Origin of the sequence: Corallococcus sp. AS-1-6 (genome assembly GCF_020037015.1) — a bacterium.
GTDB lineage: Bacteria > Myxococcota > Myxococcia > Myxococcales > Myxococcaceae > Corallococcus.
In genome coordinates, this window is sequence record NZ_JAIQDE010000006.1 from 114009 (window position 1) to 128498 (window position 14490).

6 protein-coding genes are annotated in these 14490 nt (G+C 68.5%); 2 read left to right on the top strand and 4 right to left on the bottom strand.

The window, feature by feature from the left end:
- Nucleotides 1-29 precede the first annotated feature (29 nt).
- Both K8612_RS10470 and K8612_RS10475 read left to right on the top strand, forming a co-directional pair.
- Complete coding sequence (locus tag K8612_RS10470) at nucleotides 30-743, top strand: hypothetical protein (protein ID WP_223762176.1); 714 nt, start codon at nucleotides 30-32, stop codon at nucleotides 741-743.
- Nucleotides 740-1666 carry a type VI immunity family protein gene (locus K8612_RS10475; protein WP_223762177.1) on the top strand — a complete coding sequence of 309 codons (927 nt, stop codon included), beginning with the start codon at nucleotides 740-742 and terminating at the stop codon, nucleotides 1664-1666. Before K8612_RS10470 ends, K8612_RS10475 begins: the two co-directional genes overlap by 4 nt.
- On the opposite strand, the gene K8612_RS10480 is transcribed toward K8612_RS10475, so the two are convergent.
- From K8612_RS10480 to K8612_RS10495, 4 genes are all read right to left on the bottom strand, one after another.
- Entirely contained in the window at nucleotides 1663-3588 is a 1926-nt protein-coding gene (locus K8612_RS10480; protein ID WP_223762178.1) for a sulfatase-like hydrolase/transferase, read from the bottom strand. The two genes, K8612_RS10475 and K8612_RS10480, sit on opposite strands and share 4 nt — an antisense overlap.
- Nucleotides 3589-3707: 119 nt before the next feature.
- A complete protein-coding gene (locus K8612_RS10485; protein WP_223762179.1) occupies nucleotides 3708-5681 on the bottom strand; it encodes a PAS domain S-box protein in 1974 nt (657 codons plus the stop codon).
- 119 nt (nucleotides 5682-5800) lie between these two features.
- On the bottom strand, nucleotides 5801-13246 hold the full coding sequence (locus K8612_RS10490) for a HAMP domain-containing protein (protein WP_223762180.1): 7446 nt from the start codon (nucleotides 13244-13246) through the stop codon (nucleotides 5801-5803).
- Between the two features lie 222 nt (nucleotides 13247-13468).
- A complete protein-coding gene (locus K8612_RS10495; RefSeq protein WP_223762181.1) occupies nucleotides 13469-14368 on the bottom strand; it encodes a hypothetical protein in 900 nt (299 codons plus the stop codon).
- Nucleotides 14369-14490 lie beyond the last annotated feature (122 nt).

Below are 14490 nucleotides of genomic sequence, written 5' to 3' on the forward strand. Positions count from 1 at the left end.
GTGGTTCACGGCATGGGACGCTGCGGTTCGTGGACACGGAGACGGCCGGGAAGGCACGGCACGCGGCCTACGTGGCGGAGCAGGCGTCCGCGCGGGCGGCGACCCAGGCCATGGCGTCCCCGTTGGTCCGAGCCATCCCGCCGGCCATGCTCGCGCTGATGCAGCAGGAGCACGACGCGGATGAGCTGGAGCAGCAGCTCGCCGCGTGTGCCATCCAGGCGGAGCAGTTGGGGAACGCGCGCTACTTCAAGGACCGGCCTCCGACGCGCCAGGAGTGCGCCGAGGTGGTGGAGCAGGACCGCTGCGGCAAGCCCGTAACGCGGGCCATGAAACTCGGTCAGCATAAGCACGTGCTCGCGCTTCAGTGCGCGGAAGCAGTGCTGAAGGAGCTGTGGCCCGCTCCCTTCAGCATCGAGCAGCGCTACCGCTACTACCCGAACGCCCGCTTCCTGGAGACCATCAGCCGGGCGAAAGAGGCGCAACTCATCGCAGACGGCTGCACCGACGAACTCAGGGGCACGATCAAGCCGGACATTGTCCTTCACGGAGACCGCGACCTGCTCAGGTCCGCGCTCACCCTGGACTTCAAGTTCCCGTGTCCGGACACCAATGGTCCAGCCTGGACGAGGTATGGCACAGGCACCTACGCCGGCATGTCCCAGCGGTCCGTCTACGAGGAAGCCCTGGGAGGGCAGGCCTTGCTCATATCGCCCCGTACAGGGGTCAAGGAGGTGGAGCCATGACCAGGGAATACCCTGTCATCCGCCTGTGGTCTAAAGGTTCGCCCCCGCTTCCCGCGGCCCGTGATGGCATTGGCCTCAGCTTTTTCATCCACCGCGATCACAAGGAGATTGCGCCCTCCGTATGGCGTGCGCTGCAGGCTTATCTTCGCGCCATTCCTCCGGGCTCGCTGGGTTGGTACGGCACGGACGACGGCGACATCCTGGAGCTGGATGACAAGGGCTGGGAGATCGCTCGCCAGCAAATACTCGAGCGTCCCTGGGGCACCAGTGGGAATGCGGAGCTCTCCGAGAGCCCTGGCGGAGGTGAGATCTCCAGCGGGTACGTTTTTGAGTACGAAGGGCATCCACTCGACACACCGTTCGGTAAGGCTCCCGTCAACGCGGTGTCATTCACCTTTCCCACGGACTACCTCCAGGGAAACAGTGCGGCTCACCTGCGCACATTGGCGCTGGAGCTCGCTCGGGAGCTGCCCTTCAACTTCGGATACGCCAGCTTCGCCATCATCTCCTCCCATGGAATGTGGGGCGCGGCGAAGTGGCCCATCGTCGAGGCACTCCTCGCTCGCTATCCAGGCTTGGATCTCCATCAAGGCACCGGCTTCAGGTCCATCTTGGGAACCCGGGCCCTGGCCCCCGCCTGGCTCACGTTCCTCGGCCAGCCCCTGCTGGGACAACTGGGCGGCATCACCGCGCTCCGCAACGCCCTCCCCATCCCAGAGGTCTCCCTGCTCCCCATGGACGGAGACCGCGTGCTCGTCACCCTGGATGAATGGCCTGACCCCATCGACACGCAGGCCAAGGCCATCCCCCCCCAGTACCGCGCCCTTGCGCGCCTGCTTGAGCCGTTTACGTTCAAGTACGAGGGTCAAGAACTCATTCCATACGAGAGCGACACGAACCAGTGGCTCCGGCGGTTCCTCTAACCCTGCGGCCAGGGCGACAGCTTCTCCGCCTCGTACCGCTCCAGCAGCGCGTGCGTCGCGCGCGCCGCCTCCTCCACCTCCACGCGGGACAGCCCTCGCGGCAGTGACGGAATCAACGTCGGGAACGGCTGGTCGAAGACGAGCAGGTTCTCCAGCTCCAGCGGGTCCGTCTGCAGGTCATACAGCTCCCACTGGTCCGCGTGCGCTCCGGACGGGTCGAACGTCCTCGCCAGCTTCCAGCGGGGCGTGCGCACGCAGCGGACGTGGTTCGGCTGGCACACCGCTCCGGGCCTCAACCCGGGCACCTTGCCCTGCTCCCTCAGCCGCTCCACCGCTCGCGTATACACGTTGAACAGCGCGTCGTCGTGCACCTGGTGCGGGTCTCCCGTGCGCGGCAGCGGCTCCGTGATTTCGTCGTCCGTGATGAAGAGGACGCCTTCTCGCGGCGTGCCGTTGGGCTCCAGCACCGTGGTGGACTCGCCCTTCGCCAGCGGGCTCAGGTCCGCGCCCACGAACGGCGGCACCGGCCGGTGGAGCCGCAGGTCCGTGCGGATCGCCGCCTGCTCCTCGCGCGTGATCCCCGCCAGCCCCAACACCGTGGGCACGATGTCCGCGTGGCTCGTCAGCGCGTCGATGTACCGCGTCTCCTGCTCCTGGGAGAACTGCACCACCAGCGGCACGTGCAGCGCCTCCTGGTAGGACGCGTGCCACTTCTCCATCAGGTAGCCGTGCGCCGCGCCGTACTCGCCGTGGTCGGAGAGGAACACCACCACCGTGTTCTCCCGCAGCCCCGTCTCGTCCAGCGTCTTCAGCACCCTCGCCAGGTGCCCGTCCACCAGGTGGATGAGCCACGCGTAGTACTGCTGGAAGCGCTCCGCCGCCTTCTCCGGGTCGTGCGTCAACTGGAACGGGATGCCCGCGTTCAACGTCACCGTCACCGGGTCGATGTTCTCGTTCGCCTGGTGGAACGTCAGCCCCGTCTTCGACGACAGCGCGAGCCCCATCTTGTACGCGTAGTCCCGCTGGCAGTCCGGCTTGTTCGCCAGCGTGTCGCGCAGGTTCGACGGCACCCTCGCGTTGTCCTGCGGGAACCCCAGCGGGTTCAGCGGCACCGTGAGCGTCCCCGCCGTGGGCGTCACCGACCGCGCCCCCTGCGCCGGCACCGTCAGCGGCCCCAGCTTGGGCGCCCCCGGGTCCAACTGCCGCGGCAGGATGGGATACGTCGCGATGTCGTGCGGGTTGGTGAACGACGCCACCGCCAGCCATGGCTGGGCCTCGCCCTCCGGCGCCGCGGCCCGGGGCGCCGCGTACGACTGCTCCGCCAGGGCCCGGTTGTACGGCTCCCCCAGCGCCATCCGCCGCAGGAAGCCGCACGTCACGTCCGCGAAGCCCTCGTCGCGGAACGCGCCCAGGTTGTTGATGGAGGCCCCGTGCGGCTCCGGATACGACAGCTCCCAGTCGTCAAAGCCATACTGTTTCAACGAGTGGTCCGGCGGATTGCTCACGTGCCACTTGCCGAAGTAGTGCGTGTGGTAGCCCGCCTTCTGGAACCAGTGCCCCAGGGTCGGGATCCCCTGCGCCGACAGCCACGGGAAGGCCGCCGCGTCCCCGCTCTTGAACAGGCCGTCCGTCTGCGTGACGCCCGTGCGCGTGCCGTACTGCCCCGTGTAGATGACCGCGCGGCTGGGCGTGCACGCCGACGCCGCGATGGTGTGGTTGCGGAACACCGCCGCGTTCTTCCGCAGCGCCGCGAAGCCGGGGAAGAACTTCCGGAACGGGTTGTCCTCCCCGCCCTCGGCCACGAAGCCCAGGATGTCCTTGATGGCCGGCAGGAAGCCGCCCTCCGGCCCATAGGCGAAGCGGGGGAACTGGAGCTGATCAACCGTCAGGATGAGGATGTTGGGCCGCGAGGACGAGGGCATGCCCCGTCCCTGAGCACGCGCCGTACCAACGGCGCTTCAGAGCCACGGGCGGACACCCCCGCCCCCCGGACCGCGTCCCCCCGGGACGCACGCCGCGTCCCGGCCCGACGCGCGGGCTTTCAGCTCGGCGTGCGCGAGGACTCCGTCGGCGTCGCCGCCTGGGCCTCCGTGCGCCGGGGCAGCCAGACGTTGAAGGTGGAGCCCTGGCCGGCGGTGCCCGTGGACTCCGCCCAGATGCGGCCCCCGTGCTGCTCCACGATGCCCTGGCTGATGGTGAGCCCCAGCCCCAGCCCGCCGTACTTGCTGCCGTGCGCGCGGCCGAAGCGCTCGAAGATGAGGCGCTGCTTCTCGCTGGGGATGCCCACGCCCTGGTCCTTCACGGACAGGTGCACGCCGCTGTCGCCCTCCGCCACCAGGCGCACCAGCACCTGGCCGCCCTCCGGCGAATAGCGGATGGCGTTGGACAGGAGGTTCGTCAGCACCTGGTCCAGCCGCCCCCGGTCCCACGTGCCCTCCAGGTGCTCGGGCACCTCCACCTTCAGCTCGTGCGTCTGCGACAGCACCGCCATGCGGTCCCGCGTCTCCAGCACCAACTGCGACAAGTCGAACGGCTCCAGCTCCAATGACAGACGCCCCGCCTGCAGGCGGCTGATGTCCAGCAGGTCCTCCACCAGCTTCGCCATGCGGTCGATCTGCCGGTTGATGATCTGCAGCGACTTGCCGGGGCCGGCCTCCGTCTGCCCGCCCAGTTTGAGCAGCGCCAGGTGCGCGTGGCCCTTCGCCGCGGCCAGCGGCGTGCGCAGCTCGTGGCTCGCGGCGGCGAGGAACGCGTCCTTCGCCTCGCTCGCCAGCCGCAGCGCCGTCTCCGCGCGCTGGCGCTCGGTGATGTCGCGCGCCACGGAGATGAAGCGGCCGGGGCCGTCCCCCTCCGCCACGTACTGGAGCACCACCTCCACCGGCACCTCCGAGCCGTCGCGGCGGCGGTGGTTGGTGGAGTACGTCTGCGACGGCAGCGTGCCGGACATCAGCGGCGCCAGCAGCTTGCGGAAGCCCGTCTCGTCGAAGGCGCTCTCCACCTCCAGCACGGACAGGCCCACCAGCTCCTCCACGGAGGAGGCCAGTTGCTTGGCCGCGCCCGCGTTCGCGTACGCCAGCGTGAGCGAGTCCGGGGTGAACATCAGGACGCAGTCCAGCGTGGCGTCCAGCGTCGTCTTGAAGCGCCCCAGCGCCTCCTCCGCGCGCCGCTTGTCGTCGATGTCCGTGGCGATGGCCAGCCAGCCCACCAGTTGCCCGTGCTCGTCCTGCTCGGGCACCGCGCGCGCTAGGTGCCAGCGGTAGACGCCGTCCTTGCGCCGCAGCCGGAACTCCTGCGAGCTGCTCTGCACCTGCACCACACCCTCGCTCCACACGCCGCGCATCCGCTCGCGGTCCGCCGGGTGCACGTCCTGGAGGAAGGAGGAGAGCGACAGCTCATAGCCCTCCTGGTGGCCCGTGTACTCCCGCCAGGCGCGGTTGGCGTACGTCAGCGAGCCATCCGCCCGGGCCGCCCACATGGGCTCCGGCAGGGCCTCCGTGAGCCGGCGGTAGCGCAGCGCGCTCTGGCGCTCCAGGGCCTCGCGGTCGCGCTGGCGCAGGAGGGCCGCCTGGCGCTGGAGCTGCTGCTCCTTGAGGAACAGGTCCACGAAGACGCTGACCTTCGAGCGGAGGATTTCCGGGTCGAAGGGCTTGAGCAGGTAGTCCACCGCGCCGTGCGCGTAGCCCTTGAAGACATGCGCCGCGTCACGGCTGAGCGCGGTGAGGAAGATGATGGGGATGGTGCGCGTGCGCTCGCGCTGCTTGATGAGCGCCGCCGTCTGGAACCCGTCCAGCCCCGGCATCTGCACGTCCATCAGGATGACCGCGAAGTCGCGCTGCAACAACTGCTTGAGCGCCTCCTCGCCGCTGGTCGCCTTCACCAGTTCCTGGCCCAGGGGCTCGAGGATGGCTTCCAGCGCCAGCAGGTTGGCCGGGTGGTCGTCCACCATCAGGATGGCCGCGCGTGGGCTCGCGGCGGCTTCCTGGGGACGTTCCGGAGTGTGCTCAGTGGAGTTCATGTGCGCGGTGGGGGAGCGCGTGGGTCAGGGGACCCGAGACACGGCGAACAAGGCTAGGGCTGCCCCCTTCCAGACGGAAGTGCAAAGGGGGCACGAGGATGGATCGCCCTCGTTGAGTATCAAGCACTCACCCACAGCCGGACCAGCTCCAGCAGCTTGTCGGTGTCCACCGGCTTGGGCAGGTAGTCACTCGCGCCAGCGGCCATGCACTTCTCACGGTCGTCCTTCAGCGCCTTCGCGGTGACGGCGATGATGGGGAGGCTGGCGTACTTGGGGTCCTTGCGGATGGCACGCATGGTCTCATAGCCATCCATCTCCGGCATCATCACGTCCATCAGCACGACGTCCACGTCGGGGTGCTGGCCGAGCATCTCGATGGCAGCCCGCCCGTTCTCCGCGAAGACGACCTGCATGCTGTGATTTTCCAGCACGCTGGTGAGCGCGAAGATGTTGCGCATGTCGTCATCCACCAGGAGCACCTTCTTGCCGGCCAGCGGCGCGTCCTGGTCGTTGCGCTGCGCCAGGGCCGCGCGCGCGCGCGCCGGGAGGTTCTCATCCAGGCGGTGCAGGAAGAGCGCCGTGTCGCTGAGCAGTTGGTCCGGACTCTTCGCGCCGCTCTTCAGGATGACGCTGCCGGTGTAACGCCGCAGGCGGGACTCGTCCTTGGGCGTCAATTCACGGCCGGTGTAGACGACGATGGGCAGGTCGCGGAAGCGCTGCTGCGTCTTGACCTCCTCCACCAGCTTGATGCCGTCCATGTCGGGCAACAGGAGGTCGATGACGAGGCAGTCGTACTCGTTCTCCTCCAGCTTCTGGAGGGCCTCCTGGCCGGACGCCACCGCGGTGACGACGACGTCACCGCCGTCGCTGAGCAACTGGGTGAGGCTGTTGCGCTGCACGTCGTCGTCTTCAATGACGAGCAGGCGGCGCTCCCGGCGCTCCAGGAAGCGCGACAGTTGGCCGAAGACGCGCTCCAGCCCCTCCTTGCTCACGGGCTTGGTCAGGTAGCCGAACGCGCCCTGGGTGTTGCCCAGGTGTTTGTCCATGACGCTGATGATGTGGACGGGGATGTGGCGCGTGCGCGGGTTGCGCTTGAGGCGGTCCAGCACGCTCCAGCCGTCCACCACGGGCAGTTGGATGTCCAGGGTGATGGCGTCCGGCTGGTACTCGTGCGCCATGGACAGGCCGCTGTCACCGCGCGTGGCGACCAGGGCCTTGAAGCCCTTCTCGCGCGCCATCTGCACCATGATGCGGGCGAACTTCAGGTCGTCCTCGATGATGAGCAAGGTGCGGTCACCCTCGCGGATGGACTCGCGGTCGTCCTCCACCACGACGGGCGTGTGCGCCCCCTCCACCTGGGGGGGCAGCGCGGCGTCCAGCACATGGGCCTGCGGCTCCGCCACCGACACCGGCGCCGGCTGGGCGAGCGCCGACTGCGGCGTCGTCGCGGGGGTGCCGGAGGTGGACGGGGTGACGAGCGTCTCCGGCAGCGTCCCCACCGCGCGGCCGGCCGGCTCTCCGCCCTGCGGCACCTCCTCGTCCGCGCCCTGGTACTCCGGCGGCAGGTAGAGGGTGAAGGTGCTGCCCTTGCCCGGCTCGCTCTCCAGGCGGATCTCTCCGCCCAGCAGCTTGGCGATTTCGCGGCTGATGGACAGGCCCAGGCCGGTGCCGCCGTACTTGCGCGCGGTGGAGCCGTCCGCCTGCTGGAACGCCTCGAAGATGATGCGCTGCTTGTCCTTGGCGATGCCGATGCCGGTGTCCTTCACGGCGAAGGCCAGCACGTGGCGCGAGCGGCGCAGCGCCTCGTGGTCGAAGCGGATGCCCTTCTCCGCCAGGCGCACGGAGAGCTTCACGCCGCCCTCGTCGGTGAACTTGAAGGCGTTGGAGAGCAGGTTCTTGAGCACCTGCTGCAGCCGCTGCGGGTCGGTGCGCACGTGGCGCGGCGTGCCCGCGAGCACCTCCACCTGGAAGGTGAGGCCCTTCTGGTCCGCCACCGGGCGGAAGCTGCGCTCGATGAACTGGTTGAGCTCCGTGAGGACGATGTCCCGGGGCTCCACCTGCATCTTGCCCGCCTCCACCTTGGACAGGTCGAGGATTTCGTTGATGAGGCTGAGCAGGTCCCCGCCGGACGCGTAGATGGTGTTGGCGTACTCCACCTGCTTGGTGGAGAGGTTCCCGTCCTTGTTGTCCGACAGGAGCTTGGCGAGGATGAGCAGCGAGTTGAGCGGCGTGCGCAGCTCGTGGCTCATGTTGGCCAGGAACTCGCTCTTGTACTTGGAGATGATGGTGAGCTGCTCCGCCTTCTCCTCCAGGCTGACGCGCGCCAGCTCCACCTCGCGGTTCTTCTCCTCCACGCGGGTGTTCTGGTCCGCCAGCTCCTTCGCCTTGTCCTCCAGCTCGATGTTGGTGCGCTTGAGCTCGTCCTGCTGCTGGGTGAGCTCGCGCGACTGGCTCTGGAGCTCCTGGGTCAGGCGCTGCGACTCGGAGAGCAGCGTCTCCGTGCGCATGTTCGCCATGATCATGTTGAGCACCACGCCGATGCTCTCCGTGAGCTGATCCAGGAAGATTTGATGGATGGCGCTGAACGGGTGGAACGAGGCCAGCTCGATGACGGCCTTCACCTCGCCCTCGAAGAGGACGGGCAGGACGATGATGTTGAGCGGCGCGGCCTCACCCAGCCCGGAGGAGATGGTGATGTAGTCCGACGGCACGCGCGTGAGCAGGATGGTCTTCTTCTCCAGCGCGCACTGGCCGACCAGCCCCTCGCCCAGGCGGAAGCGGTTCGCCAGGTGCTTGCGCTCCCGGTACGCGTAGGTGCTGGTGAGCTTGAGGGACGGCATGCCGCCCTCGGGGTCGGAGAGGAAGAAGGCGCCGTGGTGCGCGGACACCAGCGGGGTCAGCTCGCTCATGATGAGGCGGCTGACGGCGTCCAGGGACTTCTGGCCCTGCATCATGCCGCTGAACTTCGCCAGGTTCGTCTTGAGCCAGTCCTGCTCCTGGTTCTTCTGCGTCGTTTCACGCAGGTTGACGATCATCTGGTTGATGTTGTCCTTCAGCGCCGCGACCTCGCCCTCGGCGACGACCGTGATGCTGCGGGTCAGGTCGCCCTTGGTCACGGCGGTGGCCACGTCGGAGATGGCGCGCAACTGGCTGGTGAGCGTCCCGGCCAACTGGTTCACGTTGTCCGTCAACTGCCGCCACGTGCCGCGCGCGCCGGGCACGCGGGCCTGGCCGCCCAGCTTTCCTTCGATACCCACCTCGCGGGCCACCGTGGAGACCTGCTCCGCGAAGGTGCCCAGCGTGTCGGTCATGTTGTTGATGGTGTCCGCGAGCGCGGCGACTTCACCCTTCGCGTCCACGATGAGCTTCTGGGTCAGGTCGCCGTTGGCCACCGCCGTCACCACGCGCACGATGCCGCGCACCTGGGTGGTGAGGTTGGACGCCATGAAGTTCACGTTGTCCGTGAGGTCCTTCCACGTGCCGGCGACGCCGGGCACGCGGGCCTGGCCGCCCAGCTTCCCTTCCACGCCCACCTCGCGGGCCACCGTGGAGACCTGCTCCGCGAAGATGCCCAGCGTGTCGGTCATGTTGTTGATGGTCTCCGCCAGGGCGGCCACTTCGCCCTTCGCGTCCACCACCAGCTTCTGCTTGAGGTCGCCATTCGCGACCGCGGTCACCACCTTGACGATGCCGCGCACCTGGGTGGTGAGGTTGCGGGCCATGAAGTTCACGTTGTCCGTGAGGTCCTTCCACGTGCCGGACACGCCCTTCACCTCCGCCTGACCGCCCAGCTTGCCCTCCGCGCCCACCTCGCGCGCCACGCGGGTCACTTCGGAAGCGAAGCTGTTGAGCTGGTCCACCATCGTGTTGATGGTGTTCTTCAGCTCCAGGATTTCGCCCTTCGCGTCCACGGTGATCTTCTTGGACAGGTCACCGTTCGCGACGGCCGTCGTCACCAGCGCGATGTTGCGCACCTGGCTGGTGAGGTTGGACGCCATGCTGTTCACGTTGTCCGTGAGGTCCTTCCACGTGCCGGCGACGCCGGGCACCGCGGCCTGACCACCCAGCTTGCCGTCCGTGCCCACCTCCTTCGCGACGCGGGTCACCTCGGAGGCGAACGCGCGGAGCTGGTCCACCATCGTGTTGATGGTGCTCTTGAGCTCCAGGATTTCGCCCTTCGCTTCGACGGAGATCTTCTGCGACAGGTCGCCGTAGGCCACCGCCGTGGTCACCTTGGCGATGTTGCGCACCTGGTCCGTGAGGTTCGCGGCGAGGACGTTCACGTTGTCCGTGAGGTCCTTCCACACGCCCGCGACGCCGGGCACAGCGGCCTGGCCGCCCAGCTTGCCCTCCGTACCCACTTCCTTGCCCACGCGCGTGACTTCCGAAGCGAACGCGCGGAGCTGGTCCACCATCGTGTTGATGGTGTTCTTCAGCTCCAGCACCTCGCCCTTCACGCTCACGGTGATCTTCTGGGACAGGTCGCCGTTGGCCACCGCCGTGGTCACCTTGGCGATGTTGCGCACCTGGTCCGTGAGGTTGCCGGCGAGGACGTTCACGTTGTCCGTGAGGTCCTTCCACACGCCGGACACGCCCTTCACGTCGGCCTGACCGCCCAGCTTGCCTTCGGTGCCCACTTCCTTCGCGACGCGCGTCACTTCCGCGGCGAACGCGCGGAGTTGGTCCACCATCGTGTTGATGGTGCTCTTGAGCTCCAGCACCTCGCCCTTCGCGTCCACGGTGATCTTCTTGGACAGGTCGCCGTTCGCGACCGCCGTGGTGACCTCCGCGATGTTTCGCACCTGGGCCGTGAGGTTATTGGCCAGCAGGTTCACGTTGTTCGTGAGGTCCTTCCACGTGCCCGCGACGCCCGGCACCTCGGCCTGGGCGCCCAGCTTGCCCTCCACGCCCACCGTGCGCGCCACGTCCGTCACCTGCTGCGCGAAGACGGACAGCGTCTGGGTCATCGCGTTGATGGTGTCCGCGAGCGCGGCGATTTCACCCTTGGCCTCCATCACCAGCTTCTGGGACAGGTCGCCGTCGGCCACCGCCGTCACCACCTTGACGATGCCGCGCACCTGGGTGGTGAGGTTGAAGGCCATGCTGTTCACGTTGTCCGTGAGGTCCTTCCACACGCCGGACACGCCCTTCACGTCGGCCTGGCCGCCCAGCTTGCCGTCCGTGCCCACTTCCTTCGCGACGCGGGTCACTTCGGCGGCGAACGCGCGGAGCTGGTCCACCATCGTGTTGATGGTGCTCTTGAGCTCCAGCACCTCGCCCTTCGCGTCGACCGTGATCTTCCGGGACAGGTCGCCCTTCGCGACCGCCGTCGTCACCTCGGCGATGTTACGGACCTGGTCGGTGAGGTTGTTCGCCAGGAGGTTCACGTTGTTCGTGAGGTCCTTCCAGGTGCCCGCGACGCCCGGCACCACGGCCTGGGCGCCCAGCTTGCCCTCCACGCCCACCGTGCGCGCGACGTCCGTCACCTGCTGCGCGAAGATGGAGAGCGTCTGGGTCATCGCGTTGATGGTGTCCGCGAGCTCCGCGACCTCGCCCTTGGCCTCCATCTTCAGGCGCTGGGTGAGGTCGCCGTTGGCGACCGCGGTCACCACCTTGGCGATGCCTCGCACCTGGGTGGTGAGGTTGGACGCCATGAAGTTCACGTTGTCCGTGAGGTCCTTCCACGTGCCGGACACGCCCTTCACTTCCGCCTGACCGCCCAGCTTGCCGTGCGTGCCCACCTCGCGGGCGACGCGCGTCACTTCCGAGGCGAAGCTGTTGAGCTGGTCCACCATCGTGTTGATGGTGTTCTTCAGCTCCAGGATTTCGCCGCGTGCGTCGACGGTGATCTTCTTGGACAGGTCACCGGTGGCCACCGCCGTCGTCACCAGGGCGATGTTGCGCACCTGGGTCGTGAGGTTGGAGGCCATGCTGTTCACGTTGTCCGTGAGGTCCTTCCACGTGCCGCCGACCCCCGGCACCGCGGCCTGACCGCCCAGCTTGCCGTCCGTGCCCACTTCCTTCGCGACGCGCGTCACTTCGGCGGCGAACGCGCGGAGCTGGTCCACCATCGTGTTGATGGTGCTCTTGAGCTCCAGGACCTCGCCCTTCACGTCCACGGTGATCTTCCGGGACAGGTCGCCATTGGCGACGGCGGTGGAGACCTCCGCGATGTTGCGCACCTGGCTGGTGAGGTTGGACGCCATCAGGTTCACGTTGTCCGTGAGGTCCTTCCACGTCCCCGCGGCGCCGGGCACCTGGGCCTGGGCGCCCAGCTTGCCCTCCACGCCCACCGTGCGCGCGACGCTGGTCACCTGCTGCGCGAACACGTTGAGCGTGTCCGTCATGTTGTTCAGCGTGGCGCCCAGCGCGGCGATTTCACCCTGCGACGGCACCATCAGCTTCTGGGTGAGGTCACCGTTGGCGACCGCCGTCACCACCTTCACGATGCCGCGCACCTGCGTCGTGAGGTTGGACGCCATGAAGTTCACGTTGTCCGTGAGGTCCTTCCACGTGCCGGACACGCCGGACACCGCGGCCTGACCGCCCAGCTTTCCTTCCGTACCCACCTCGCGCGCGACGCGCGTCACTTCGGAGGCGAAGCTGTTGAGCTGGTCCACCATCGTGTTGATGGTGCTCTTGAGCTCCAGGACCTCGCCCTTCACGTCCACGGTGATCTTCCGGGACAGGTCGCCGCGGGCCACCGCCGTGGTGACCTCCGCGATGTTTCGCACCTGCGCGGTGAGGTTGCCGGCGAGGACGTTCACGTTGTCCGTGAGGTCCTTCCACACGCCGGACACGCCCTTCACGTCGGCCTGGCCGCCCAGCTTGCCTTCGGTGCCCACCTCCTTCGCGACGCGCGTCACTTCGGCGGCGAAGCTGTTGAGCTGATCCACCATCGCGTTCACGGTGGTGCCGATGCGGAGGAACTCGCCCTTCACGGGCTGGCCGTCGATCTCCAGCGCCATCTTCTGGGTGAGGTCGCCTTCGGCCACCGCCACCAGCACGCGGGCGACCTCCGTGGTGGGCTGCACCAGGTCGCCGATGAGGGCGTTGATGGACTGGACGCTGGTGGCCCAGTCGCCGCGCACGTCGCCCAGGGTGACGCGCTCGCCCATGCGGCCCTCGCGGCCGACGACGCGCTCCACGCGGACGATTTCGTGGGTGAGCGTGGAGTTGAGCGTCACCACCGCGTTGAACGCGCGGGCGATCTCATCCATCACCACGTCCTGCGCGCCCGAGGGCAGGCGCACGGAGAAGTCGCCGCCCTGCACGGCCCGGAGCGCCGCCAGCAGTTGCTGGAGCGGAGGAGGGCCGCCGGGGCGCAGGCCGTCATCGGCGGCCGCCGGGCGGCCGTTGCCGTTGCGGCTCCGCGCGGGAGCGCGGCGGGAGGGCGCGGGTTCGGCACGCGTCGCTTCGGTGTTGCTCAGCCGGTTGGCCGCCACGTTGCCCTGGGAGCGGGGGCCTGCGGGGCCAGCCTCCTGGCTCGCGGCGGTCGCGGCCGTCCTTCGGCCGTTGGCGCGCTTGCGGGGAGCGGAGGAGCTGGAAACCTTGGTGTCGTCCACGAGTGAAACCCCTGATCGGCGGAAGCGTTGCGACCGGACCTGCGAAGACGGCCCGCGATCCCAGGAACGTCCAATGAGTTCGCGGGTTTGTCGAATGTAAAGCCGGGGCGGAAAGGCCCTCGGTGTCGGGCACTGAACGTCATGCCTGGACCTGAGCCCCACCAACCCCGGAAGCCCCGGGTCGCGGTCACGAGCCCGAGGAGGAACCTCCCCATAACAGCTTCAAGGAGGCGAGGCCGTGCACGGGAAGCCATCGCACCCCTGCACATACAACGCCCGCCCCGAGAGCCTTCGGGCAGGCGCGCGTGGGCGCGCGGGCACCTCTTCACGTGCGCCGGTGCGGACATCGAAGCGGAGTGAGGCCGGCGCGGGTGCGTCCTGGGAAGCAGGCGAGCCGCAGGCCAGCAGGACCTGATCCGCGGTGTCGAGCCACCACAGGAACTCCACGGCGCAAGGGGCCTCCGCCCGCACCAACTCCAGGGTGCGGGCGTCGTAGACGATGACGCCGCCGCCCCACTCCACCGCCGCGAGCACGCCGCCGGGGCCGATGGACAGCCGGCCTCCCGGACCGGGCACCTGCGCCTGCCCCAGCACCTTGCCGTCCGGCGCCACGGAGACGAGCTGCCCGCTGGCATCCAGCGCGAGGACCCCGCCCGCGTGGCCGATCAGCCACTCCGGTGGCGAGATGTCGCCCACCGGCAGGAGCGCGCCGTCCCGCTCCCGCAACAGGCGGCTTCCAGCAGCGGCCCACAGCCAGCGCTCGCCATCGAAGGCGATGGCGGTGGTGCCGGGGATCTCCAGGCGCGAGTGCGAGCCATCCTCGCCGCAGACGGCGACGACGCGGGGTCCGAACACGGCCGCGCGCGACGCATCCGGAGCCACGGCCCAGCCCAGCCGCGTGGCGCCTTCCAACTGCCGCGCCAGACAGTCATTGAGCGCGCCCAGGTGCGCGTCTCCGGCGGGTGAAGCGATGAGGTACGGGAGGCTGGTGGTGGCGACGTAGAGCAGCAGGCCCAGTCCCGCGGCGATGACGAGCGTGAGCGGCCATGCCCGGGCGCTCACGCTTCGCGCGAGGCGCGCGCTCGTGCGGCCCACCGCCAGATGCCCGTCCCGTCCGCTCACGCACGCTCCTTCACTGGACCGGAGGACAGCACAGAAACGGGGCGAAGACTTCCCACAGCGATGCGGAAACGCAGGTGTTGGACACCCGAGTGCGCTGTCCCCACCTGTTTCACGGAACCCGG